Origin of the sequence: Burkholderia anthina, assembly GCF_001547525.1 — a bacterium.
GTDB classification, from domain to species: domain Bacteria; phylum Pseudomonadota; class Gammaproteobacteria; order Burkholderiales; family Burkholderiaceae; genus Burkholderia; species Burkholderia semiarida.
The window spans coordinates 725,689-748,525 of the sequence record NZ_CM003768.1 but is presented as its reverse complement, the minus strand read 5'-3'; the positions used below and the strand labels follow the sequence as shown (position 1 = coordinate 748,525).

General features: G+C 65.9%; 25 protein-coding genes. 5 read left to right on the top strand and 20 right to left on the bottom strand.

The features are described 5' to 3' along the window. Positions 1 to 17: 17 nt before the first annotated feature. From rplS to rpsP, 4 genes are all read right to left on the bottom strand, one after another. The gene (gene rplS, locus WS64_RS03530; protein WP_059574047.1) at positions 18 to 410 is read right to left on the bottom strand and encodes a 50S ribosomal protein L19; all 393 of its coding nucleotides are present in this window, start codon (positions 408 to 410) and stop codon (positions 18 to 20) included. A gap of 133 nt (positions 411 to 543) precedes the next feature. Further along, positions 544 to 1,338, bottom strand: a complete 795-nt coding sequence (trmD, locus tag WS64_RS03525) for a tRNA (guanosine(37)-N1)-methyltransferase TrmD (RefSeq protein ID WP_059638231.1) — start codon at positions 1,336 to 1,338, stop codon at positions 544 to 546. Between the two features lies 1 nt (position 1,339). Then, a complete protein-coding gene (gene rimM / locus WS64_RS03520) occupies positions 1,340 to 2,017 on the bottom strand; it encodes a ribosome maturation factor RimM (protein WP_060313183.1) in 678 nt (225 codons plus the stop codon). Positions 2,018 to 2,059: 42 nt separating this feature from the next. Then, positions 2,060 to 2,314 (bottom strand): 30S ribosomal protein S16, encoded by a 255-nt coding sequence (rpsP, locus tag WS64_RS03515; RefSeq protein WP_006476550.1) that lies wholly within the window; start codon positions 2,312 to 2,314, stop codon positions 2,060 to 2,062. A gap of 152 nt (positions 2,315 to 2,466) precedes the next feature. Here rpsP and WS64_RS03510 point away from each other — a divergent pair, with 152 nt between their 5' ends. Both WS64_RS03510 and WS64_RS03505 read left to right on the top strand, forming a co-directional pair. Continuing rightward, positions 2,467 to 3,606: a PQQ-dependent sugar dehydrogenase gene (locus tag WS64_RS03510; protein WP_060965729.1), complete on the top strand. Its 1,140-nt coding sequence runs from the start codon at positions 2,467 to 2,469 to the stop codon at positions 3,604 to 3,606. A 109-nt stretch (positions 3,607 to 3,715) separates the two neighbouring features. Then, on the top strand, positions 3,716 to 4,183 hold the full coding sequence (locus WS64_RS03505; protein ID WP_059638331.1) for an NINE protein: 468 nt from the start codon (positions 3,716 to 3,718) through the stop codon (positions 4,181 to 4,183). Positions 4,184 to 4,234: 51 nt separating this feature from the next. Here WS64_RS03505 and WS64_RS03500 read toward each other — a convergent pair whose 3' ends face one another. Both WS64_RS03500 and WS64_RS03495 read right to left on the bottom strand, forming a co-directional pair. Further along, complete coding sequence (locus WS64_RS03500; protein WP_060965728.1) at positions 4,235 to 5,413, bottom strand: PA0069 family radical SAM protein; 1,179 nt, start codon at positions 5,411 to 5,413, stop codon at positions 4,235 to 4,237. 90 nt (positions 5,414 to 5,503) lie between these two features. Next, the gene (locus WS64_RS03495; RefSeq protein ID WP_012492860.1) at positions 5,504 to 5,992 is read right to left on the bottom strand and encodes an Lrp/AsnC ligand binding domain-containing protein; all 489 of its coding nucleotides are present in this window, start codon (positions 5,990 to 5,992) and stop codon (positions 5,504 to 5,506) included. A 145-nt stretch (positions 5,993 to 6,137) separates the two neighbouring features. Here WS64_RS03495 and WS64_RS03490 point away from each other — a divergent pair, with 145 nt between their 5' ends. After that, on the top strand, positions 6,138 to 7,424 hold the full coding sequence (locus WS64_RS03490; RefSeq protein WP_059574052.1) for a D-amino acid dehydrogenase: 1,287 nt from the start codon (positions 6,138 to 6,140) through the stop codon (positions 7,422 to 7,424). A 319-nt stretch (positions 7,425 to 7,743) separates the two neighbouring features. On the opposite strand, the gene WS64_RS03485 is transcribed toward WS64_RS03490, so the two are convergent. The 5 genes from WS64_RS03485 to WS64_RS03465 form a co-directional block, all read right to left on the bottom strand. Next, positions 7,744 to 8,679 (bottom strand): electron transfer flavoprotein subunit alpha/FixB family protein, encoded by a 936-nt coding sequence (locus WS64_RS03485; protein WP_059638223.1) that lies wholly within the window; start codon positions 8,677 to 8,679, stop codon positions 7,744 to 7,746. A 16-nt stretch (positions 8,680 to 8,695) separates the two neighbouring features. Beyond that, positions 8,696 to 9,445: an electron transfer flavoprotein subunit beta/FixA family protein gene (locus tag WS64_RS03480; RefSeq protein WP_060965727.1), complete on the bottom strand. Its 750-nt coding sequence runs from the start codon at positions 9,443 to 9,445 to the stop codon at positions 8,696 to 8,698. 227 nt (positions 9,446 to 9,672) lie between these two features. Further along, positions 9,673 to 10,467: a MetQ/NlpA family ABC transporter substrate-binding protein gene (locus tag WS64_RS03475; RefSeq protein WP_060965726.1), complete on the bottom strand. Its 795-nt coding sequence runs from the start codon at positions 10,465 to 10,467 to the stop codon at positions 9,673 to 9,675. Positions 10,468 to 10,496: 29 nt separating this feature from the next. Then, complete coding sequence (locus tag WS64_RS03470; RefSeq protein ID WP_059574055.1) at positions 10,497 to 11,150, bottom strand: methionine ABC transporter permease; 654 nt, start codon at positions 11,148 to 11,150, stop codon at positions 10,497 to 10,499. Continuing rightward, positions 11,140 to 12,174 carry a methionine ABC transporter ATP-binding protein gene (locus WS64_RS03465; protein WP_059574056.1) on the bottom strand — a complete coding sequence of 345 codons (1,035 nt, stop codon included), beginning with the start codon at positions 12,172 to 12,174 and terminating at the stop codon, positions 11,140 to 11,142. Before WS64_RS03465 ends, WS64_RS03470 begins: the two co-directional genes overlap by 11 nt. A 216-nt stretch (positions 12,175 to 12,390) precedes the next feature. Between WS64_RS03465 and WS64_RS03460 the strand changes: the two genes are divergently transcribed. After that, entirely contained in the window at positions 12,391 to 13,299 is a 909-nt protein-coding gene (locus tag WS64_RS03460; protein ID WP_060965725.1) for an alpha/beta hydrolase, read from the top strand. 33 nt (positions 13,300 to 13,332) lie between these two features. Here WS64_RS03460 and WS64_RS03455 read toward each other — a convergent pair whose 3' ends face one another. Further along, positions 13,333 to 14,256 (bottom strand): histone deacetylase family protein, encoded by a 924-nt coding sequence (locus WS64_RS03455; RefSeq protein WP_059574058.1) that lies wholly within the window; start codon positions 14,254 to 14,256, stop codon positions 13,333 to 13,335. A gap of 43 nt (positions 14,257 to 14,299) precedes the next feature. Between WS64_RS03455 and mltB the strand changes: the two genes are divergently transcribed. Next, complete coding sequence (gene mltB, locus WS64_RS03450) at positions 14,300 to 15,643, top strand: lytic murein transglycosylase B (RefSeq protein ID WP_081103769.1); 1,344 nt, start codon at positions 14,300 to 14,302, stop codon at positions 15,641 to 15,643. An 84-nt stretch (positions 15,644 to 15,727) separates the two neighbouring features. Here the strand turns inward: mltB and cysM are convergent, their stop codons facing one another. The 8 genes from cysM to WS64_RS03410 form a co-directional block, all read right to left on the bottom strand. Further along, positions 15,728 to 16,630 carry a cysteine synthase CysM gene (gene cysM, locus WS64_RS03445; RefSeq protein ID WP_059574060.1) on the bottom strand — a complete coding sequence of 301 codons (903 nt, stop codon included), beginning with the start codon at positions 16,628 to 16,630 and terminating at the stop codon, positions 15,728 to 15,730. A 213-nt stretch (positions 16,631 to 16,843) separates the two neighbouring features. Next, a complete protein-coding gene (locus WS64_RS03440; protein WP_060965723.1) occupies positions 16,844 to 17,191 on the bottom strand; it encodes a ComEA family DNA-binding protein in 348 nt (115 codons plus the stop codon). 74 nt (positions 17,192 to 17,265) lie between these two features. Further along, a complete protein-coding gene (rfaD, locus tag WS64_RS03435) occupies positions 17,266 to 18,258 on the bottom strand; it encodes an ADP-glyceromanno-heptose 6-epimerase (protein WP_006496538.1) in 993 nt (330 codons plus the stop codon). A gap of 63 nt (positions 18,259 to 18,321) precedes the next feature. Then, positions 18,322 to 19,272: a D-glycero-beta-D-manno-heptose-7-phosphate kinase gene (gene rfaE1 / locus WS64_RS03430; RefSeq protein WP_059574062.1), complete on the bottom strand. Its 951-nt coding sequence runs from the start codon at positions 19,270 to 19,272 to the stop codon at positions 18,322 to 18,324. A gap of 7 nt (positions 19,273 to 19,279) precedes the next feature. Continuing rightward, positions 19,280 to 20,680: a UDP-glucose dehydrogenase family protein gene (locus WS64_RS03425; protein WP_060965722.1), complete on the bottom strand. Its 1,401-nt coding sequence runs from the start codon at positions 20,678 to 20,680 to the stop codon at positions 19,280 to 19,282. Between the two features lie 90 nt (positions 20,681 to 20,770). Beyond that, the gene (lapB, locus tag WS64_RS03420) at positions 20,771 to 21,943 is read right to left on the bottom strand and encodes a lipopolysaccharide assembly protein LapB (protein WP_059574064.1); all 1,173 of its coding nucleotides are present in this window, start codon (positions 21,941 to 21,943) and stop codon (positions 20,771 to 20,773) included. Positions 21,944 to 21,997: 54 nt separating this feature from the next. Then, entirely contained in the window at positions 21,998 to 22,291 is a 294-nt protein-coding gene (locus WS64_RS03415; protein WP_034183038.1) for a lipopolysaccharide assembly protein LapA domain-containing protein, read from the bottom strand. A gap of 210 nt (positions 22,292 to 22,501) precedes the next feature. Next, positions 22,502 to 22,825, bottom strand: a complete 324-nt coding sequence (locus WS64_RS03410; protein ID WP_006486894.1) for an integration host factor subunit beta — start codon at positions 22,823 to 22,825, stop codon at positions 22,502 to 22,504. Positions 22,826 to 22,837: the final 12 nt, after the last annotated feature.

Genomic DNA, 22,837 nt, shown 5'->3' with positions numbered 1-22,837 from the left:
CTTTTTCCTTACAGCTCTTACTCTTGGGAAGCTGCTGCGGCGCGATCCTTCGACACCAGCTTTTCCTTGATACGAGCCGACTTGCCCGAACGCTCGCGCAGGTAGTACAGCTTCGCACGACGCACATCACCGCGACGCTTCACGACGATGCTTGCCAGCAGCGGCGAGTACGTCTGGAACGTACGCTCGACGCCTTCACCCGACGAGATCTTGCGAACGATGAAGTTCGAGTTCAGGCCACGGTTGCGCTTCGCGATGACGACGCCTTCGTAAGCCTGAACGCGCTTGCGGTTACCTTCAACCACGTTCACGTTCACGATCACCGTGTCGCCCGGGGCGAAATCGGGGATCGTCTTGCCGGCGAGCGCGCGCTCGATCTCTTCCTGCTCAAGTTTTGCGATCAGATTCATTACTGACTCCTTATGCCATCGTGTCGGCGTTCGTACCCGCCTGCTTCCAGGCTCGGCCCCGATAGAGGATGGATTCACATCAGGCGCCGCACACGCATGTACGGCACCGCCAATTCCCGCCCGCGCAGCCGCCTCAGGAGGCGTCCTTCGCTTCGCGTGCGAGGTTCGCAAGCCACGCCTCGTCGGCCCGGCTCAACAACTTCTCGCGGCGCGCCCGGGCGATCAGGTCCGGGCGCTTCCGCAACGTATTCCTCAATGCTTCCTGACGCCGCCACTTCTCGATCTCGGCATGATGCCCGCCGAGCAGCACGTCCGGCACGCGCACACCCTCGTATTCCTCGGGCCGCGTGTAGTGCGGACAATCGAGCAGGCCGTCGGCGAAGCTGTCCTGCACGGCCGACAGCGAATCGTTCAGCACGCCGGGCAGCAGCCGCACGACTGCATCCATCAGCGCCATCGCCGGCAGTTCGCCGCCCGACAGCACGAAATCGCCGAGGCTGATTTCCTCGTCGACGCAACGATCCAGCAAGCGCTGGTCGATCGCTTCGTAGCGGCCGCACAGCACGACGACGCCGGGTTCCTGCGCCATCCGCACCGCGCGATCATGCGTGAGCGGCGCGCCTTGCGGCGACATCATCACGACGCGCGTGCTCGCGATGCCCTGCTCCGCCTGCGCCGCTTTCGCGGCGTCGATCGCGGCTTCGAGCGGCCTGGCCAGCATCACCATGCCCGGACCGCCGCCGTACGGACGATCGTCGACCGTGCGGTAGTTGTCCGTCGTGAAATCACGCGGGTTCCAGGTGCGCAACCCGAAGCGCCCCTGCTTCACGGCCCGGCTGGTGATTCCCCAGTCGGTCAGCGCGCGGAACATCTCGGGAAAGAGCGTGACGACGTCGAACTGCACCGCGCGCTCGGTAACCTGGTTCATTTCAGTAATCGGCTTCCCAGTCGACGACGATGCGACGCGCCGCCTGATCCACCGTTTTGACGTAGACGCCGACGAACGGAATCAACCGCTCGTCGGTGGTCGGCTGACCGTCTTTGCCGGTCGCCGGATACTCGACACGCATGATCGAATGCACGCCGTTGTCGATCATCCCGCTCACCTTCCCTAGCGCCACCGATTGCTCGTTGACGACGTCGAGACCGATCAGGTCGACCCAATAGAATTCGTCCGCGGCCAGTGCCGGGAAATCTTCCCGGCGCACGAACACGCGAAAGCCGCGCATGGACAGCGCGGCATCGCGGTCGCTGACGCCCGCGGGTTGCGCAACGACAGTGTCGCTGTGCGTCTTCGACTGCATGATGCGGGCGGAAAGCCGCTCCGCACCGCGTTCCAGCCACCAGCGACGCGCGTTGAGCAGCGCGTCGCCACCGCGACCGGCATCGGCATGCGTCGCCACCTTGATCCAGCCTTTCAGGCCGTAGGCGTCGACCACCGCCCCGACCTCGACGGCATCGTCAGGCCAGGCTTGCGTCGCTTCGGGACTGCCTTGTTCGGCAGCCTGACCGGCGTTCGCGACCGTGTCGCGCTCGACCGGCTTGCGGACGAATGCGCCAAATGACGCACGCCCGCGCCTTGCATTACCGGAATCGTGACCCGCCATCAATGCACCTCACAGCCGGCACGACCGGCACACCGTGCCATGTCAGGCAGCCGGTTGCGCCTTTTGCGCTTCCTTCACGAGACGCTGGACGGTCGGCGACAGTTGCGCGCCAACGCCTTGCCAGTACGTCAGGCGATCCTGAGCGATACGCAGCGATTCGCCCTTCGTGGCGACCGGGTTGTAGAAGCCGACGCGCTCGATGAAGCGGCCGTCACGACGGTTGCGCGAATCGGTAGCAACGATGTTGTAGAACGGGCGCTTCTTCGAGCCGCCACGAGCCAGACGGATGATAACCATATGATGTCCTTCGGGAAAACCGGGTTCGAAACTACTGAAACACGCGATTATAGCCGGAAAGCAGAGGTACAACAAACACTTACGCGTAAAAATCCGCGGACGGCCCGTCCAGCAGGCATACAATCGGCGTATCCACGACGCTCCCGACCGTCATGCCGCCCTTTCGCGCCGCCCCCGCGCGCCGCGCGCAGCACCGATTCGCGGCGCTGCTTGCCGGCCTTGCCTGCCTCGTCTCCCTACCGGCGTTTGCCGCGCCGTTGCCGGTGAACGAACTCGTCGTGCCGCCCGGCTTCCACGTGGAAGTGCTGACGGACGCGGTGCCGGCCGCGCGCGAAATGGCGTGGTCGCCACGCGGCATTCTGTATGTCGGCACGCGGGAAGGCCGAGTCCATGCATTCGTGATGCACGAGGGCCGGATCACCGCGCGCTACGTGATCGCGTCCGGACTCGATATGCCAGTCGGCGTCGCCTATCGCGACGGCGCTCTCTATATATCCGCCGTGTCGCGCATCCTGCGCGTCGACCGTATCGACGACCGGCTCGCCAGACCGCCCGCCCCCGTCGTCGTGACCGACGCGCTGCCGACCGACCACCATCACGGCTGGAAATTCATCGCGTTCGGCCCCGATGGCAAGCTCTACGTACCGACCGGCGCGCCGTGCAATGCCTGCCTCGCCGATCGCAGCCGCTACGCGATCATTGCGCGAATGAACGCCGACGGCAGTGGGCGCGAAGTGTTCGCCCGCGGCATACGCAATACGGTCGGCTTTGCATGGCACCCCGATTCGGGGGAGCTGTGGTTCACCGACAACGGGCGCGACATGATGGGCGACGACGTACCCGACGACGAACTGAACCGTGCGCCGCGCGCCGGCCTCGACTTCGGCTTTCCATACTGCCACGGCGGCGATACGCCCGACCCCGAATTCGGCAGCGCCGACGTCTGCCGCCGTTATGTACCACCCGTCCTGAAACTCGGCGCACACGTGGCGGCGCTCGGCATGCGCTTCTACACCGGATCGATGTTTCCGGCGTCGTATCGCAATAATGTCTTCATCGCCGAACACGGCTCGTGGAACCGCAGCACGAAGGTCGGCTACCGCGTGATGCGCGTGGTCGCCCCCGCGGACGGCAGCCACGCACGTCAGACGCCGTTCATCGCCGGCTGGCTGCGGCCCGACGGCACGGTATGGGGACGCCCGGCCGACGTACTGCCGCTGCCGGACGGTTCGCTGCTCGTCAGCGACGATTACGCGGGCGCGATCTATCGCGTGACTTATGCGGCACCTTGACGCAGCCGAGGGGTGACCGGGCCCGACCGGGCATCGTAGAATGCGTGCCGGGCCGTGCGCCCGCGCCGGCTTGCCGGCCGCCCAAGCCAACGACAATACGCCGCCATCCATGTCCAGCAGCACCGCATCACCCCGCCGCTTCCGCTCCAAGACGCTCACCGCCGCCCTCGCGTTCCTGCTCGGATCGCTCGGTGCGCACCGCTTCTATCTGTACGGCGTTCGCGACGTGTACGGCTGGGCCCACCTGCTCGCGACGATCGTCGGCATCCCGGGCTTCCTGCTGCTCGCGGCAACCCAGCGCAGCGCCGGCCTCGGCTGGTGGCTCGCGGTGCCCGGCGCAATCTCGCTGCTGGCGGCGTTCCTCGCCGCCCTCGTCTACGGGCTGCGCCCCGATGAAAAATGGGATGCGCAATTCAATGCGGACACCGGCAAGCACAGCCAGTCGGGCTGGACCGTGATCTTCGTCGTGATTTTCTCGCTGCTGATCGGCGCGTTCCTGCTGATGACCGCACTCGCGCTGTCGTTCCAGACGTACTTCGAATCGCAGGTCCAAGCGGCCAAGCAGATTTCGCAGTAAGCCCGGCCAGCACGATCGATACGGGACACCGGCGACTACGTTGCTCGTCGGTCAGAACAGGCTCAACTGCATGTCGTCGCGCGACTTCGCGCCGGCTGCTCGAACCGCGACAGGCGGCGCCGACACCCCAGCGACCGGCGCGCCGCGGAATCGCGACAGATCCAGAATGCCGTTCGTGCGCTCGTTCAGCCCGAGCCGCTTGACGGCCTGACGGAAGCGTTGCCGCAACAGGTCGGCCCAGATCCCCTCGCCCTTCATCCGTTTCGAGAAGTCCGAATCGTAATCCTTGCCGCCGCGCATGTCGCGCACGCGGTTCATCACGCGCTCCGCACGATCGGGAAAATGCGCGGCCAGCCACTGCTTGAACAGCGGCGCGACCTCCCACGGCAATCTCAGGATGATGTAGCTCGCATGCGTCGCACCGGCTTCCGCGCAGGCTTCGAGCACGCGCTCCATGTCGGGCTCGGTGACGAACGGAATCACCGGTGCAATGCTCACGCCGACCGGCACGCCCGCATCGCGTAGCGCCCGGATCGTGCGCAATCGCCGCGCCGGGGTGGCCGCGCGCGGCTCGAGCGTGCGCGCGAGCTCGGCATCGAGCGTCGTGATCGTGACCGCCGCCATCACCTGCCCGCGTTCGGCCATCGGCGCGAGCAGGTCGAGATCGCGCTCGATCAGCGACGATTTCGTGATCGCCGCGAACGGCAGCCCGCGATCGTGCATCACCTGGATCACGCTGCGCGTGATGCGCAGGTCGCGTTCGACCGGCTGGTACGCATCGGTGTTGACGCCGAGCGCGATCGGCTCCGGCACGTAGCGCTTGCGCGAAATCTCGCGCTCGAGCAGTTCGGCCGCGTTCACCTTCGCGTAGATGCGGCTTTCGAAATCGAGCCCCGGCGACAGCCCGAGATAGCTGTGCGTCGGCCGCGCGAAGCAGTAGATGCAACCGTGCTCGCAGCCGCGATACGGATTGAGCGACACGCTGAACGGAATGTCGGGCGACTGGTTGTGCGTGAGGATGCTCTTCGCCCGCTCCTCGAAGACCTGCGTGCGCAGCGGCGCGGGGAAGTCGGCATCGTCGGACTCGTGCGTCCAGCCGTCGTCGACCGCTTCGCGCTGCGCGATTTCATACCGCCCCTGCAGGTTGCCGACCGCACCGCGCCCCTTGCGGGGCACGGGCGGCGCTACCGGAAATTCGTTGTCGGACCGATCGTCCATGTGCCCACCCATTCGCCTGCGCCCAATACTGTATATTTGTACAGTATTGGGCGCAGCATGCCAAGGGCGGGATAAAGGGCCAGACGGCCGGCCGGCGGCACGTCACTCGCCGACGGCGATCGTCAGCGTTTCCTTGATTTCCTCCATCACGACATAGCTCTTCGACTGCACGGCGCCCGGCAACTGCAGCAGGATGTCGCCGAGCAGCTTGCGGTAGTCGGCCATCTCGCCGATGCGCGCCTTGATCAGGTAGTCGAAATCGCCGGAGACGAGATGGCATTCGAGCACCTCGTCGATCTTCATCACTTCCCGGCGGAATTGCTCGAACATGTTGCCGCCCTTGTGGCCGAGCGTGATCTCGACGAACACCAGCAGCGCGGCGCCCAATTGCCCCGGGTCGACCCGCGCGTGATAGCCGGTGATCACGCCGTCGCGCTCCATGCGCCGCACGCGCTCGATGCACGGCGTGACGGTCAGTCCGACCTGTTCCGCGAGGTCTTTCATCGCCATCCGGCCGTCGTCCTGGAGCAGTTTCAGGATGCGCCGGTCGAGCTTGTCGAGCGAGCGTACGGGCTGACGTTGCGTTCTCATTTGTTTATGCTGAAAACCAGAAAAATACAATAACAAAAACTGCACATTCGACAATACCATAGCGCAAAAAACTAGATCAGCTAGAGGTAACACGGAGCCGCGGGTGCGCCCGGCCTCGACCTGATTCCTTCCATCTGGAGCAGCTATGCGAGTCGTCATTCTGGGCAGCGGTGTGGTGGGCGTGGCAAGCGCGTATTACCTCGCGCGCGCAGGCCACGAAGTCACGGTGATCGACCGGGAAGCCGGCCCGGCGCTGGAGACGAGCTTCGCGAATGCAGGCCAGATCTCGCCCGGCTATGCGGCGCCGTGGGCCGCGCCCGGCGTGCCGCTGAAGGCCGTCAAGTGGATGTTCGAAAAGCACGCGCCGCTCGCGATCCGCCTCGACGGCACGCGCTTCCAGCTCCAGTGGATGGTCCAGATGCTGCGCAACTGCACGGCCGAGCGCTATGCGGTGAACAAGAGCCGCATGGTCCGTCTCGCCGAATACAGCCGCGATTGCCTGCAGGCGCTGCGCGCCGATACCGGCATCCAGTACGAAGGCCGCACGGGCGGCACGCTGCAACTGTTCCGCACGCAGCAGCAACTCGACGGCGCGGCGAAGGACATCGCCGTGCTGCAGGAAGCGAACGTGCCGTTCGAACTGCTGTCGCCGGCCGAGCTGAAAAAAGCCGAGCCGGCGCTCGCCGCCGTCTCGCACAAGCTGACGGGCGGCCTGCGCCTGCCGGGCGACGAAACCGGCGATTGCCAGTTGTTCACGACGCGCCTCGCCGCGCTCGCCGAATCGCTCGGCGTGAAGTTCCGCTACAACACGCCGATCGATGCGCTCGCGATCGCGGGCGGCAAGATCGCCGGCGTGCAATGCGGCAGCGAGACGGTGCGTGCCGACGCGTACGTCGTCGCGCTGGGCTCGTACTCGACGCGCTTCATCTCGAACCTGATGAAGATTCCCGTCTATCCGCTCAAGGGCTATTCGATCACCGCGCCGATCGTCGACGAAGCCGCCGCGCCGGTGTCGACCGTGCTCGACGAAACCTACAAGATCGCGATCACGCGCTTCGACCAGCGCATCCGCGTCGGCGGGATGGCGGAAATCGTCGGCTTCGACAAGACGCTGCGCGCGGCGCGCCGCGAAACGCTCGAGATGTGCGTGAACGACCTGTTCCCGGGCGGCGGCGACACGTCGAAGGCCACGTTCTGGACGGGCCTGCGCCCGATGACGCCGGACGGCACGCCGATCGTCGGCCGCACGCCGGTGTCGAACCTGTTCCTGAACACCGGCCATGGCACGCTCGGCTGGACGATGTCGTGCGGCTCGGGCCAACTGCTCGCGGACCTGATCTCGGGCAAGATGCCCGCGATCCAGGCCGACGACCTGTCGGTGCATCGTTACCTGAAGGACGCGCCCGGCCAAGCGCGCCCGGCCTACGCGTAAATCGGAACGGCCCGCGGCGAGGCGGGCCCGTTGCATCGACGAGACAGGCGCCCTTGGGCGCTTTTCTCGTTTCCGTGACTGCGAGTGCGAGTGCCGACTCGGCGCGACGCTTCAGTCAACGTGCGCATGCTCTCGTCGGACGGCGAGCGAACCGACGCTGCCCGTCGGGTGTACGCGACGATATGTTCGGCACGGCACAGTACGATCGCGGATCTTCCAGGCGACCGACGCTCGCGCCGCTTCAGCGACGACACAGCGAAAAAGGGGCGCTTATCGCGCCCCTTTTCTCGTGTGCTTACCGCTGAAGCGTCACGCCGCGTCAGCCGAGCTCGTTCACGAGCTCCGGCACGAGCGAGAACAGATCGCCGACGAGGCCGTAGTCGGCCACGCTGAAGATCGGTGCTTCGGGATCCTTGTTGATCGCGACGATCACCTTCGAATCCTTCATGCCGGCCAGATGCTGGATCGCGCCCGAGATGCCGACCGCGATGTACAACTGCGGCGCGACGATCTTGCCGGTCTGGCCGACCTGGTAGTCGTTCGGCACGTAGCCGGCATCGACTGCCGCGCGCGATGCGCCGAGCGCTGCCGACAGCTTGTCGGCCAGCGGCTCCAGCACCTTCGTGTAGTTTTCGCCGCTGCCCAGACCGCGGCCGCCCGACACGATGATGCTCGCCGACGTCAGCTCCGGACGGTCCAGCTTCGTCACTTCACGGCTCACGAACTGCGACTTGCCGGCGTCGGCCGCCGCTTCGATCTTCTCGACCGCTGCGCTGCCGCCTTCCGCCGCCACTGGATCGAAACCCGTCGCACGCACCGTGATGACCTTGATCGGATCGCTCGACTGCACGGTCGCGATCGCGTTGCCCGCGTAGATCGGACGCTCGAACGTATCGGCCGAATCGACCGCCGTGATGTCCGAGATCTGCGCGACGTCCAGCTTCGCGGCGATGCGCGGCGCGACGTTCTTGCCGTAGGCCGTCGCCGGCGCGAGGATGTGCGAGTAGTCCTTCGCGATGTTCAGCGCGGTCGCCTCGACGTTTTCCGCCAGGCCTTCGGCCAGTTGCGGCGCGTCGGCCAGCAGCACCTTCGACACGCCCGCGATCTTCGCTGCCGCGTCGGCCGCCGCTTGCGCGTTGTGGCCCGCGACCAGCACGTGGATGTCGCCACCGATCTTCGCTGCCGCCGCCACCGTGTTCAACGTCGCGGCCTTGATCGACGCGTTGTCGTGTTCTGCAATCACCAGAATCGTCATTTCCTTGCGCTCCCTCTTACAGCACCTTGGCTTCGGTCTTCAGCTTCTCGACCAGCGTCTTCACGTCCGGCACCTTCACGCCGGCCGCGCGCTTCGGCGGCTCGGCCACCTTCAGCGTCTTCAGACGCGGCGCGACGTCCACGCCCAGGTCTTCCGGCTTCAAGGTTTCCAGCGGCTTCTTCTTCGCCTTCATGATGTTCGGCAGCGTCACGTAGCGCGGCTCGTTCAGGCGCAGGTCGGTCGTCACGACCGCCGGCAGCGTCAGCGACAGCGTTTCCGCGCCGCCGTCGACTTCGCGCGCAACGGTTGCCTTGCCGTCGGCGATCGTCACCTTCGACGCGAACGTCGCCTGCGGCAGACCTGCGAGCGCGGCCAGCATCTGGCCCGTCTGGTTCGAATCGTCGTCGATCGCCTGCTTGCCGAGGATCACCAGTTGCGGCTGTTCCTTGTCGACCAGTGCCTTCAGGATCTTCGCGACGGCCAGCGGCTCGACGCTGTCGTTCGACTCGACGAGGATCGCGCGATCCGCGCCGATCGCCAGCGCCGTGCGCAGCGTTTCCTGCGCTTGAGTCACACCCACCGACACCGCGATCACTTCGGTCGCGACGCCCGCTTCCTTCAGGCGCACGGCTTCTTCCACGGCGATCTCGTCGAACGGGTTCATCGACATCTTCACGTTCGCGATGTCGACACCCGTGTTGTCCGACTTCACGCGGACCTTCACGTTGTAATCGACCACTCTTTTCACTGGCACCAGGATTTTCATGCACACGCTCCAAAGTTACGAATACGACCAGAGGCCATTTTAAGCGAGGCCTCATGACTGCGCGGCCAGGCGGACCCAACCATGATGGTTGTCGAGGATACCGCTTCTTGGCGACGCGCCAATGATAGCGAACGGTCGTTCTATTTTAAAAGAGAAAAAACCCGGACGCAAAGCCCGGGTTTTCGATCATCGACTCTAATCGCGCCGGGCGTCCCGTGCTGCGGCCGTTACCAGGCGGCAATGACCGCGCCGCCGAACTTGCCTTCGATGAACTGTTTCACGTCGGCCGAGTGATAGGCCGCAATCAGCCTGGCGACCCACGGCTTGTTCCGGTCCGCCTCGCGAATCGCGAGGATGTTCGCGTACGGGCCGCTCGGGCCCTCGATCGCGATCGCGTCCTGCTTCGGTTTCAACCCCGCTTCCATCGCGTAGTTGGTATTGATCGCCGCCGCGTCGACGTCGCCGAGCGAGCGCGGAATCTGCGCCGCATCGAGCTCGACGATCTTCAGCTTGCGCGGATTGTCGACGATATCGAGCGGCGTCGCCTTCAACCCCGCATCCGCGCGCAGCTTCAGCAGCCCCTGCTTCTGCAGCAACAGCAGCGCGCGGCCGCCGTTGGTCGGATCGTTCGGCACCGCGACGCGCGCGCCCGGCTTCAGCTCGGCCAGCGACTTCACGCGCTTCGAGTAGATGCCCATCGGAAACGTGACGGTATCCGCGACCTTGATCAGCTTGTAGCCGCGATCCTTCACCTGCGCCTGCAGATACGGATCGTGCTGGTAGCTGTTCGCGTCGAGGTCGCCCGACGCGAGCGCGGCGTTCGGCTGCACGTAGTCGGAAAATTCGACGATGCGGATCTCGAGCCCCTCCTTCGCCGCGACCTTCTTCACCACTTCCATGATCTGCGCGTGCGGGCCACCCGTCACGCCGACCTTGATGGTTTCGGCCCGGGCTTGCGCGCCCGCGAACAGTGCGGCCGCGCCCAGCGCCGCCGCGAATTTCAGCATGAAGCGTCGTTGCATCGTCTCTCCCCTATCGAATCGGTCTGGTCTTATTTGTGGCTCAGCCGGCGCACCAGCCAGTCGCCGAGCGATTGCACGATCTGCACGAACACGATGAGGATCGCGACGACCGTCCACATCACTTCCGGCAGATAGCGCTGGTAACCGTAACGGATCCCGAGATCGCCGAGCCCGCCGCCGCCGATCGCGCCCGCCATCGCCGAATAGCCGACCAGCGACACGAACGTGATCGTCAGGCCCGCGACGACGCCCGGCAGCGATTCGGGCAACAGCACCTTGAATACGATCTGCGACGTGGTCGCGCCCATCGATTGCGCGGCCTCGATCAGCCCGCGATCGACTTCACGCAGCGCGGTTTCGACGAGACGCGCGATGAACGGCGCGGCCGCGAGCGTCAAAGGCACGACCGCCGCGGCCGTGCCGATCGACGAACCGGTAACGAGCCGCGTGAACGGAATCACCGCGACCAGCAGGATGATGAACGGCGTCGAGCGGACCGCGTTCACGATGCCGCCGAGCACGCGGTTCACCGCGAGATTCTGCAGCACGCCCTGGCGGTCGGTCAGGTAGAGCAGCACGCCGAGCGGCAGGCCGACGAGCGCACCGACCGCCCCGGAAATGCCGACCATGATCAGCGTCTCCCAGAACGACTGCACGAACATATCGAACATCTCACTCAACATACGAAAGCTCCTCTACCACCACACCTTGCTCGCGCAGGAACGCGAGCGCCTGCCCGACCTTGCCCGGCTCGCCGCCCGCGAGCACCGCGAGCGAACCGAATGCCTGCCCCTGGATCTCGTCGATCTGGCCATGCAGGATGTTGAAATCGAGTTCGTACCGGCGGATCGTCTCCGACAGGATCGGCTGGTCGACGCCCGAGCCCGTGAACGCGAGCCGCAGCAGATGCCCGCTGCCCGTCTTCAGCCGCTCGGCCACGCGTGCCTTCAGCGCGGGCGGCAACTCCTGCGCGATCACGTCGCCGATCAGCGCGCGCGTCACTTCGTGATGCGGCTGCAGGAACACGTCGATCACGCGGCCTTCCTCGACCACGCGCCCCGCATCGAGCACCGCCACGCGATCGCAGACCTGCTTGATCACTTCCATCTGGTGCGTGATCAGCACGATCGTCAGGCCGAGCTCGCGGTTGATGCGCTTCAGCAGGTCGAGGATCGAACGCGTGGTTTCGGGGTCGAGCGCCGACGTCGCCTCGTCCGACAGCAGCACCTTCGGCTGGCTCGCCAGCGCGCGGGCGATGCCGACGCGCTGCTTCTGCCCGCCGCTGATCTGCGCCGGATAGCGATCCTTCTGCGCGGACAGCCCGACCAGGTCGAGCAGCGGCAGCACCGCGGCTTCGATGTCGGCACGGCTCGCGCCGGCCAGCTCGAGCGGCAGCGCGACGTTGTCGAACACCGTGCGCGACGACAGCAGGTTGAAGTGCTGGAAGATCATGCCGATTTCGCGGCGCGCTTCGCGCAGCGCGCCGGCCGACAGCAGCGTGAGATCGCGCCCGCCGACGACGACATTGCCTTCGGTCGGCCGCGTGAGCAGGTTGATGGTGCGCACGAGCGTGCTCTTGCCGGCGCCGCTTCGGCCGATGATGCCGAACACCTCGCCCTGCGGGATCGTCAGGTTGACGTTGTGCAACGCTTCGACCCAGCCGCCCGGGCCGGGGAAACGCTGCGAAAGATTGCGCAATTCGATCATGTAAACAAAACGGCGGCCGGCCGGCGAGTTGGCCCGCCAGTCGGCCGCCGATGCATCTGGAATAACCCGCGATTTTACCGCAAACCCCTCATTCCCCTTAATAATCGATTTCGATCTTTTCATAACCAAATGAAATTAGAGGGGCGCCGCTGGGCGCTCGCGAGAATCCCGCGACTATGATCCGGAACACCGACCAACGAACAGGGGACACGCCAGATGAGCACGACCACCAGGCCGGCCGCCGCACCCGCCACCGCCGGATCGGCGCCCGTGCCGCGGATGGGCCGGCTGCGTACCGCCGACGGGCTCGAACTGGCGTCGTACCGCTGGCCGGCCGGCGACGGCGCCGCGCCGCCGCGCGCGACGATCGCGCTGGTGCACGGCCTCGCCGAACACGCGGGCCGCCATGCCGCGCTCGCCGGCCGGCTGAACGCGGCCGGCATCGACGTGCTGGCGATCGATCTGCGCGGGCATGGCCAGTCGCCCGGCAAGCGAGCCTGGGTCGAACGTTTCGACGACTACCTCGACGATGCGGACGCGCTGGTGGCCGAAGCCGCGCGCGGCGACGCGCCGCTGTTCCTGATGGGACACAGCATGGGCGGCGCGATCGCGGCGCTCTACGCGATCGAACGTGCGCCGGTACGCGGCCACGCGCTGACGGGCCTCGTGCTGTCGAGTCCGGCGCTTGCCCCCGGGCGCGACGTGCCGCGCTGGATGCTCGCGGTCAGCCGCGTCATCAGCCGCGTGTGGCCCACTTTCCCCGCGATCAGGATCGATGCGGCGCTGCTGTCGCGCGACCCGGCCATCGTCGCGGCCAATCGCGCCGACCCGCTCGTGCATCACGGCGCCGTGCCCGCACGCACCGGTGCGGAGATTCTCGACGCGATGGCGCGCATCGAAAACGGCCGCGGCACGCTCCGCGTGCCGGTGCTCGTCTATCACGGCACCGACGACAAGCTGACCGAACCCGACGGCAGCCGCGCGTTCGGCGCGCGCGTCGGCTCGCCCGACCGTACGCTGACGCTGTACGAAGGCGGCTTCCACGAAACGATGAACGACCTCGAACGCGATCGCGTGATCGACGCGTTGATCGCGTGGATTCACGCGCGCGTGCCGGCGCGCTGAGCGCGGCCGGCCGGTTGGCCGGTCGGCCGGGATTCAGATCCCGGCCAGCACGCGCAGGTGCGCGACGACGCTGCGCCCGAGCGCGGACAGGTTGTAGCCGCCTTCGAGGCAGCTGACGATGCGGCCCTGCGCATGCCGGCGCGCCACCTCGACGATCTGCGCGGTCAGCCATTCGAAGTCGGCCTCGACGAGACCGAGATTGCCGATGTCGTCCTCGCGATGCGCGTCGAAGCCGGCCGACACGAACAGCATTTGCGGCTTGAACGCGTCGAGGCGCGGCAGCCAGAACATGTCGACGGCTTCGCGGATCGCCATCCCGTTGCTGCGCGCGGGCATCGGCAGGTTCACCATGTTCGGCGCCTGATGATCGACGCCCGAGAACGGATACAGCGGATGCTGGAAGAAGCTGCACATCAGCACGCGCTCGTCGTTCGCGAACGCCGCCTCGGTGCCGTTGCCGTGGTGCACGTCGAAATCGATGATCGCGACCCGTTCGATGCCGTGTACGTCCAGTGCATGCCGCGCGGCGATCGCGACGTTGTTGAAGAAGCAGAAGCCCATCGCTCGGGCAGGCTCCGCATGATGGCCGGGCGGGCGGACGCCGCAGAACGCATTCGCATAGCGGCCTTCGATCACCGCGTCGGTCGCCGCGATCGCGGCGCCGGCCGCGCGCAGCGCCGCGCGCCATGTGTCGGGATTCATCAGCGTATCGGGATCGATCTCGACGTAACCGTCGACCGGCGTCATGCTGCGGATGTAGTCGATGTGCGCCTGCGTATGCACGCGGCCCAGCGCGACCTCGCTCGCGAACGGCGCGGTTTCGTGCACGATCAGGTCGTCGATGCGGCTCGCAATCAGTTGATCCTGGATCGCCGACAGGCGGGCCGGGCATTCCGGATGCCACTCCCCCATCTCGTGCAGCATGCAGTCGGGGTGCGTATAGAAAGCGGTTGCCATAAGCTGTCATCCGCGGCGCAGGGTGCGCCGCAGGTCTCCCTCAATGATGTCCATCGTCTGCCGCGAATTCGCCGCTAACTTACCACAACGGGGGCCTGCTTCGGCCCGGCGCGCCGGATGCGTCGGGTATACTGCGCCGAACACCATCGCCCTGTCCGCCCGCTTCGACATGAATTCCAGCAAGCCTGCCGCCCTTCTCTCCGCGCTGTTCCGCGTTCGCGCTCCGCTCGTCGCCGCTGCCATCGCCACGGCCCTCGGCACCGCGCCTGCCGTCGCGCAGACGCAGCCGGCGAAGCCCGCCGGCACGCTCGTCGCCCAGGCCCAGCCGCAGCAGACCACGCCGCAAGGCCAGACTTTCGAAGAGGAAATTGTTCCGCAGCGGTACGCGAACAACGCGAAGGTCGACGCGTTCATCGACGAGATGGTGAGCCGCAACGGCTTCGATTCGGCGAGCCTGCATGCGCTGTTCTCGCGCATCAGCTACTCGGCGACGGCCGTCAAGCTCGTGCGGCCGGCGCCCACGCCTTCGGTCAAGAACTGGCGCGTCTATCGCTCGCGCTTCATCGAACCGATCCGCATCAACGCGGGCGTGAAGTTCTGGAAGGCGAACCAGGCGACGCTGCAGCGCGCGTCCGAGCAGTTCGGCGTGCCGCCCGAGGTGATCGTCGGCATCATCGGCGTCGAGACCATCTATGGCCGCTACATGGGCAATTTCCGCGTGCTCGACGCGCTGACCACACTGACGTTCGACTACCCGGACACGCCGAATCGCGACAGCCGCCAGGCCACGTTCCGCAAGAACCTCGAAGACTTCCTGGTGTGGACCCGCGACAACCAGCTCGACCCGACCACCGTGCTCGGCTCGTACACCGGCGCGATCGGGATTCCTCAGTTCCTGCCGAGCAGCATCCGCGAATATGCGGTCGACTTCGACGGTACGGGCCACGTCGATCTGCGCAGCAGTCCTGTCGATGCGATCGGCAGCGTCGCCAACTACCTGAAGCAGCACGGCTGGGAAACCGACCGCCCGGTGGTCTGGCAGATCACGCCCGACACGGGCAGCCTGGGCATCGCGCAAGCCGCCGCCGACGGCCAGCCCGAACCGCACTGGGCACTGTCGCAACTGCTGCGCGCGGGCATGACGCTGAACGAGCCGACGGTCAACATCACGGCCGAAGCCGGCACGCCGGTGACCGTGGTCGACCTGCCGACGCCGGGGCGCGCGACCGAATACATGCTCGGCCTGAAGAACTTCTACGTGCTGACGCGCTACAACCGCAGTTTCTTCTACGCGCTCACCGTGTACCAGCTCGGCGAGGCCGTGAAGGCGCAGATGGAAGCCAATGGCGCGCTGCAACCGGCCGCCGACGACGCTCAGCCGCAGTAAGCGCTGGCCGCCCAAAGAAAAAGCGCCGCGGTTCACGGAACGCGGCGCTTTTTTATCGATGCGCGAATCGCGCCCCGCTCTCGCTCAGGCGGGAAACACGCCCGTGGACAGGTAGCGGTCGCCGCGATCGCAGACGATGAACACGATCGTCGCGTTCTCGACCTGCCGGGCGATGCGCATCGCGACTTCGCATGCACCGCCCGACGAAATGCCCGCGAAGATGCCTTCGACCGCCGCAAGCCGGCGCGTCATCGTTTCCGACGCCGCCTGGCTCACGCTTTCGACGCGATCGACACGGCTGCGATCGAAGATGGTCGGCATGTACGCTTCCGGCCACTTGCGGATGCCGGGAATACGCGAGCCGTCTTCCGGCTGCGCGCCGATAATTTCGATCGCCGGATTCTGTTCCTTCAGGTAGCGCGACGTGCCCATGATCGTGCCCGTCGTGCCCATCGCGGACACGAAGTGCGTGATGCGCCCTTCGGTATCGCGCCAGATCTCCGGCCCCGTTCCTTCGTAGTGCGCGACGGGATTGTCGGGATTGCCGAACTGGTCGAGGATCACGCCCTTGCCTTCGCGCTGCATCTGCTCCGCGAGATCGCGCGCCAGCTCCATCCCGCCCTTCACCGGCGTCAGGATGATTTCGGCGCCATAAGCGGCCATGCTCTGGCGGCGCTCGACCGACAGATCCTCCGGCATGATCAGCACCATCTTGTAGCCGCGGATCGCCGCGGCCATCGCGAGCGCGATGCCCGTGTTGCCGCTCGTCGCCTCGATCAGCGTATCGCCCGGCTTGATGCGCCCGCGCGCCTCGGCCTTGCTGATCATCGACAGCGCCGGGCGATCCTTCACGGAACCGGCCGGATTGTTGCCCTCGAGCTTCGCGAGCAGCACGTTGTTGCGCGCGCGAATCTCGTCGTCCGGCAGGCGGACCAGTTGCACGAGCGGCGTATTGCCGATCGTGTCTTCGATAGTTTTGTAAGCCATGGATATACCGTGAGTGCGAGGCCGATCAATCGATCGATTGTAAACCAGCACCGGCACGCGCGCCGGCAACCCCATTGCGACGATGGAATACGCGTGCCGCGCGGTGCGCGATCGTCGCGCAGCCCGCCGCACGCAAAAAACCCGCGGCATGCCGCGGGAAGCCGTCGCAACGACGGCGGCTGAAGGAGCCCTGTGTCGGGTATGTGCGACCCGTTATTTCTGCGCCGTGCGGGCCGGTGCGGCGGCGGGCCTTGCCGCCGCCGGCTTGCCCGCGGCCGGCGGCGTCGTACCCGTGCCGGCCGCCGCACCGATCGTCAGTCCTTCCTGCTGAAGCCGCTCGACGGTATGCCCGCCCATGCCCTTCACGCGCGTGGCGAGATCGTCCGCATTCCTGAACGGACCGTGTGCGCCGCGCTCGTCGAGAATCGCCTTCGCCCGCGCCGGGCCAATGCCCTTGATGCCGACGAGCGCATCCTCGTTCGCGGTGTTGACGTCGACGGCCGCCCAGGCCGACGCCACCGCGCCGAGCATGACCGCTGCGGCAAACCATTTCCTGATCATGTGCTGGATCTCCGAAGAAAAACGGCCGGCGGCTGCCGACCGTGAGACCCAGTCTATCGATGTGACGCGCCGGTTTAAACCTGGCCGGATAGCCAACGGACGTAGCGATCGACGCCTTCCTGCACGGTCAGGAACGGTGCGTCGTAGCCGGCCGCGCGCAGTTTCGTCTGGTCGGCCTGCGTGAAGCACTGATACTTGCCGCGCAGCGCATCGGGGAACGGCACGTATTCGATCAAGCCCTGCTCGACCTGCTGCGCGAGCGTCAGCGGCGGCTGGTTGTCGAGCGCGCGCAGCGTGTTCACGACCGTCGACGCGATATCGTTGAACGGCTGGGCGCGGCCCGTGCCGAGATTGAAGATGCCCGACTTCTCCGGATGATCGAAGAAGAACAGGTTCACCTTGGTCACGTCCTCGACCGACACGAAATCGCGCGTCTGCTCGCCCGGCGCGTAGCCGTTGTACTCGCCGAACAGCTTCACCTTGCCTTCCGCGCGGAACTGGTTGAAGTTGTGGAACGCGACCGACGCCATGCGGCCCTTGTGGGTCTCGCGCGGGCCGTACACGTTGAAATAGCGGAAGCCCGCGATCTGGCTCTTCGCGCTCGGCAGCACGCGACGGATCACCTGATCGAACAGGAACTTCGAATAGCCGTACACGTTCAGCGGCGCCTCGACGTCGCGCTCCTCGACGAAACGCGTCGAGCCGCCGTAGATCGCGGCCGACGATGCATACAGGAACTGCGTGCCCTGCGCGAGGCAGGTATCGAGCACCGCACGGCTGTAGCGGAAGTTGTTGTCCATCATGTAGCGGCCGTCGGTTTCCATCGTGTCCGAACAGGCGCCTTCGTGAAATACCGCGCGTACCTTGCCGAAATCGCCGCGCGCGAAGCGTTCGACGAATTCGGTCTTGTCGAGATAGTCGTCGATCTCGCAGTCGACGAGATTGCGGAACTTGTCCGCGCGCGTCAGGTTGTCGACCGCGATGATGCGCGTCTCGCCGCGCTCGTTGAGCGCCTTGACGATGTTCGCGCCGATAAAACCGGCTGCGCCGGTGACGATGAGGGTCATGATCGTCCTGCCTGAAAAGTGCGAGCCATGCGTGCGGCGCGCTCGTCGCGCCGCCGAATGCGCTCAGTGAAACAGTTCGTCGTAATCCACGGTGGCCGTGCCGAGCTTGCCGACCACGATGCCTGCTGCGCGATTCGCGAGCACCACGGCGTCGACGAGCGGCACACCGGCGCCGAGCATCGTCGCGACCGTCGCGATCACGGTGTCGCCCGCGCCCGACACGTCGAACACTTCGCGCGCGAGCGCCGGCGCATGCAGTTCGCCGCCCGCGGAAAAGAGCGTCATGCCCTCCTCCGAACGCGTGAGCAGCAGCGCGTCGATGCCGAGCTCCGCGCGCAGATTCGCGACGCGCGCGCGCAGGTCGTCTTCCGATTTCCACTGCCCGACCACCTCGCGCAGTTCCGCACGATTCGGCGTGATCAGCGATGCGCCTCGATAGCGTGCCCAGTCGTCGCCCTTCGGGTCGACCAGGACCGCCTTGCCGGCCGCACGCGCCTTCTCGATCATCGTCGTGACGTGCGTGAGGCCGCCTTTGGCGTAATCCGACATCAGCACGACGTCGTGCTGCGGCAGCAGCACGTCGAAGCGTGCGAGCCCCGCGAGCAGCACCTCGTGCGTCGGCATCGCCTCGAAATCGACGCGCAGCAGTTGTTGCTGGCGCGCGAGCACGCGCAGCTTGATCGTGGTCGGGAGTGCGGGATCGCGCTCGAGATGCGGCGTCACGCCGCTGCTGCCGAGCAGCTCGACGATCCGCTCGCCGGGTTCGTCGCAACCGACGACGCACAGCAGGCCGGCCTGGCCGCCGAGCGTCACGGCATTGCGTGCAACGTTGGCCGCGCCGCCGAGCCGCTCCTCCTGGCGCTGCACGTGCACGACCGGCACCGGCGCTTCAGGTGAAATGCGGTCGACGTTGCCGAACCAGTAACGGTCGAGCATCACGTCGCCGACGACGAGCACACGCGAGCGCGCGAGTTGCTCGCGCGGCACCGGAACGATTTCGCGAAGAGTATTCATCGTACGTTCAGCCACGGGAGGACGACTGGGGATCGACGTACGGCCGGCCGATCGCGTAATAGTCGATGCCCAGCTCGGCCATCGCGTCCGGCTCGTACAGGTTGCGCCCATCGAAGATCACCGGCGCCTTCAGTTCGGCCTTCAGGCGCGTGAAATCGGGGCTGCGGAATTCCTTCCACTCGGTCACGATCACGAGCGCATCCGCGCCGGTGACGGCGAGATCCTGCGTGTCGACGAGATGCAGCCGCGCCAGTGCGCGCGCATCGTCGCCGAAATCCAGCGCGAACACGCGCCGCGCTTCGTCGACCGCGACCGGATCGTACGCGCGCACGGTTGCTCCGCGTTCGAGCAGCGCGGCGATCAGGCGACGGCTCGGCGCCTCGCGCATGTCGTCGGTGTTCGGCTTGAACGCCAGGCCCCAGACCGCGAACTCGCGGCCCGTCAGGTCGGCGCCGAAGCGCTGCTCGATCTTGCCGATCAGCACGTCCTTCTGAGCATGGTTGGCGGCCTCGACGGCCTCGAGGATGCGCAGCGGCTGGCCGTTCTCGCCCGCGGTGCGGATCAGCGCCTGCACGTCCTTCGGGAAGCACGAGCCGCCGTAGCCGACGCCCGCGTACAGGAAGTGATAGCCGATGCGCGGATCGGAGCCGATCCCGCGTCGCACGGCCTCGATGTCCGCGCCGACCTTGTCGGCGAGATTCGACATCTCGTTCATGAACGAGATGCGCGTCGCGAGCATCGCGTTCGCCGCATACTTCGCGAACTCGGCCGAACGCACGTCCATGTAGATCGTGCGCTCGTGATTGCGGTTGAACGGCGCGTAGAGCTTCTTCATCTTCTCGCGCGCGGTCGTACCGGTTTCGTCATCGTCGACGCCGATGATGATCCGGTCCGGACGCATGAAGTCCTCGACCGCGGCGCCTTCCTTCAGGAATTCCGGATTCGATACGACCGAGAAGCGATGCGCGACGCTGCCCGCGAGCCCGCGTGCGGCAAGCGCCTCGTCGACCACGCCGCGCACGCGCTGCGCGGTGCCGACCGGCACCGTCGACTTGTCGACGATCACCTTGAAGCCCGTCATGTGGCGGCCGATGTTGCGCGCGGCCTCGAGCACGTATTGCAGGTCGGCCGAGCCGTCCTCGTCGGGCGGCGTGCCGACCGCGATGAACTGGATCTCGCCATGCGCGACGCTCGCCTCGATGTCGGTCGAGAAGCGCAGGCGCCCCGCCGTGCGGTTGCGCGCGATGATGTCCAGCAGCCCCGGTTCGTGAATCGGCATCCCGCCGTTGTTCAGGATGTCGATCTTGCGCGGATCGACGTCGAGACAGAAGACGTCGTGACCGATCTCCGCGAGGCAGGCGCCCGTGACGAGACCGACATAGCCGGTGCCGATGATGGTGATTTTCATAGATGTTCCGGTACTTCCCGGTAATTGACTAACTTGGCCGCCGGGACGAGCCCGGCGGCAACCGCTGCGCGTTGGCTCCGCGCGCCAGGATCAGCCCGGCATCGCCGGTTCGACGCGGCGCGGCGCATAGGTTTCCCAGCCGCTGCAGCCGGGGCACTGCCAGTAGAAGAGCCGTGCCCGGAAACCGCAATTCTGGCACGTATACCGTGGCAGATTTTTCGTGCGCTGCTTGATCAGCGCGCGCATCATTTCAAGTTCCTTACGACGCGGTTCGTCGGCCGCCGCGATCTGCGCATCGAGCAGGTGCAGCATCCCCGACAGGTTCGGCGACTTTTCCATCTGCGTGCGCGCGAGCGTGTGCGCGGCATCCTGGCCGCGCAACCCGGCGATATGCTGATAGGCGATGTCGAGCAGGTCGTTCGACGGATAACGATCGACGTACCCCATCAGGAGTTCCGCGCCTTCGACGTTCTTGCCGAGTGCGACGTACGCCTTCATCAGTTTGTCGGCGACGAGCGGCAGATACGCCGGATTCTGCGCTTCGACGCGCTTCCAGTACTCGATCGCGGCCGCGTGGTCGCCCGCCGCTTCCGCCGCGTCGCCGGACAGAACCGTCGCACGGACGTTCTGCGGATTCACGGTCAGCGCAAGGCGCAGTTGCTCGGCCGCCGCTGCGGCATTCTTGCGCTGCAGCGCGTCCTGCGCGAGTTCGCAGTGAAACTGCGCAATTTCGATGCCGAGCGGCTTGTCGCTCATCGATTCGATGCGTTTGGCCGTGTCGATCGACTTGTTCCAGTCCTTCTCGATCTCGTAGATCGTCAGCAACGCCCGCTGTGCGCCGAGCGCGTAGTCGCCGTCCGCGAGCTTGTGGAACGCCTCTTCGGCGCGATCCAGCAGGCCGGCCTTCAGGAAGTCCTGGCCCAGTTCGTACAGCGCGTGGTCGCGCTCGTTGACCGGCAGATCGGTGCGGCTCAGCAGGTTCTGGTGCACGCGGATCGCGCGGTCGGTCTCGCCGCGACGGCGAAACAGGTTGCCGAGCGCGAAGTGCAGCTCGACCGTCTCGGGATCGAGCTTGGCCACCTCGATGAACGCATCGATCGCCTTGTCCGGTTGTTCGTTCAACAGAAAATTCAGGCCGCGAAAATACGAGCGCGGCAGGTTGGCACTCTCCGACAGGAGATTCTTCAGGTCATAGCGTGACGCCGCCCAACCGAGCGCGAATGCGACCGGAATCGCGAGCAACCACCAGAAATCCAGATCCATGCGAAATATCGAAGCAGAGACGAAAACCGCGCGAGGAATCGCGCGGCGTCCGTGTTAAATGACGGGCGGCATCGGCGGCTGGTCGATGACGGCGGGCGTTTCGCGCGCCGCACGCAGATCGCGCTTCAAACGCCCGTTCTCGAGGCGGAGGCGGAAGATTGAAGGCAGCGCGGACAGCAGGCCGGCCAGCAACCCCACGACGAAGAATGCCAGGCCGATCAGGATCAGCGGCGCTTGCCATGCGTAGCCGGCAACGAAATTCAGCGTCGCGGTTTGTGTATTGGCCAGCGCGAGCACCAGCAGCAGGACGAACACCAATACCCGGATCAGCCAGACGATAAACTTCATGAAGCCCTCTCTTTGTTGAGGTTTGCCGCGGCGCGCGACTCCCCTTCGTCGCACCGAATCGACCCGTATTGTAAAGGAAGCGTTTCCGCGGCTGCGCAGATCCTGTGCGCCCGCGTTGCACACCCGTGGCCGCAAATGAAAAAAGCGCCCGCAAGGGGCGCTTTTCTTTTCAGCCTTCGCCGGACAGGTTCCGGGCACACCGAACGACGCTCAACGCTCGTCGTCCGGATCGTCAGCCTTCAGCGGTTCACCGGCGCGGCCGTCGACGCGTTCACGCAACTCCTTGCCAGGCTTGAAGTGCGGCACGAACTTCTCGGGCACCTGCACTTTCTCCCCCGACTTCGGGTTGCGTCCGACGCGCGCCGGGCGACGGTTGAGGCCAAAGCTGCCGAAACCCCGAATTTCAATGCGATGCCCTTTCGCCAGGGCGTCGGACATCGCATCGAGCATCGTTTTCACCGCGAAATCCGCATCCTTGAGGACAAGTTGCGGAAATCGCGATGCCAGCTGCGCGACCAACTCGGATTTGGTCATACTTCAGCAGAC

Coding starts and splice junctions, on each gene's coding strand:
- WS64_RS03410 (WP_006486894.1), bottom strand. CDS start 22,825: ATGACCAAATCCGAGTTGGTCGCGCAGCTGGCATCGCGATTTCCGCAA.
- WS64_RS03505 (WP_059638331.1), top strand. CDS start 3,716: ATGTCCAGCAGCACCGCATCACCCCGCCGCTTCCGCTCCAAGACGCTC.
- WS64_RS03470 (WP_059574055.1), bottom strand. CDS start 11,150: ATGTTGAGTGAGATGTTCGATATGTTCGTGCAGTCGTTCTGGGAGACG.
- WS64_RS03425 (WP_060965722.1), bottom strand. CDS start 20,680: ATGAAAATCACCATCATCGGCACCGGCTATGTCGGTCTCGTCACGGGC.
- WS64_RS03485 (WP_059638223.1), bottom strand. CDS start 8,679: ATGACGATTCTGGTGATTGCAGAACACGACAACGCGTCGATCAAGGCC.
- WS64_RS03475 (WP_060965726.1), bottom strand. CDS start 10,467: ATGCAACGACGCTTCATGCTGAAATTCGCGGCGGCGCTGGGCGCGGCC.
- WS64_RS03500 (WP_060965728.1), bottom strand. CDS start 5,413: ATGGGTGGGCACATGGACGATCGGTCCGACAACGAATTTCCGGTAGCG.
- lapB (WP_059574064.1), bottom strand. CDS start 21,943: ATGGATCTGGATTTCTGGTGGTTGCTCGCGATTCCGGTCGCATTCGCG.
- WS64_RS03510 (WP_060965729.1), top strand. CDS start 2,467: ATGCCGCCCTTTCGCGCCGCCCCCGCGCGCCGCGCGCAGCACCGATTC.
- rpsP (WP_006476550.1), bottom strand. CDS start 2,314: ATGGTTATCATCCGTCTGGCTCGTGGCGGCTCGAAGAAGCGCCCGTTC.
- mltB (WP_081103769.1), top strand. CDS start 14,300: ATGATGTCCATCGTCTGCCGCGAATTCGCCGCTAACTTACCACAACGG.
- cysM (WP_059574060.1), bottom strand. CDS start 16,630: ATGGCTTACAAAACTATCGAAGACACGATCGGCAATACGCCGCTCGTG.
- WS64_RS03495 (WP_012492860.1), bottom strand. CDS start 5,992: ATGAGAACGCAACGTCAGCCCGTACGCTCGCTCGACAAGCTCGACCGG.
- rimM (WP_060313183.1), bottom strand. CDS start 2,017: ATGGCGGGTCACGATTCCGGTAATGCAAGGCGCGGGCGTGCGTCATTT.
- rfaD (WP_006496538.1), bottom strand. CDS start 18,258: ATGACCCTCATCGTCACCGGCGCAGCCGGTTTTATCGGCGCGAACATC.
- trmD (WP_059638231.1), bottom strand. CDS start 1,338: ATGAACCAGGTTACCGAGCGCGCGGTGCAGTTCGACGTCGTCACGCTC.
- rplS (WP_059574047.1), bottom strand. CDS start 410: ATGAATCTGATCGCAAAACTTGAGCAGGAAGAGATCGAGCGCGCGCTC.
- WS64_RS03415 (WP_034183038.1), bottom strand. CDS start 22,291: ATGAAGTTTATCGTCTGGCTGATCCGGGTATTGGTGTTCGTCCTGCTG.
- WS64_RS03490 (WP_059574052.1), top strand. CDS start 6,138: ATGCGAGTCGTCATTCTGGGCAGCGGTGTGGTGGGCGTGGCAAGCGCG.
- WS64_RS03465 (WP_059574056.1), bottom strand. CDS start 12,174: ATGATCGAATTGCGCAATCTTTCGCAGCGTTTCCCCGGCCCGGGCGGC.
- rfaE1 (WP_059574062.1), bottom strand. CDS start 19,272: ATGAATACTCTTCGCGAAATCGTTCCGGTGCCGCGCGAGCAACTCGCG.
- WS64_RS03460 (WP_060965725.1), top strand. CDS start 12,391: ATGAGCACGACCACCAGGCCGGCCGCCGCACCCGCCACCGCCGGATCG.
- WS64_RS03440 (WP_060965723.1), bottom strand. CDS start 17,191: ATGATCAGGAAATGGTTTGCCGCAGCGGTCATGCTCGGCGCGGTGGCG.
- WS64_RS03455 (WP_059574058.1), bottom strand. CDS start 14,256: ATGGCAACCGCTTTCTATACGCACCCCGACTGCATGCTGCACGAGATG.
- WS64_RS03480 (WP_060965727.1), bottom strand. CDS start 9,445: ATGAAAATCCTGGTGCCAGTGAAAAGAGTGGTCGATTACAACGTGAAG.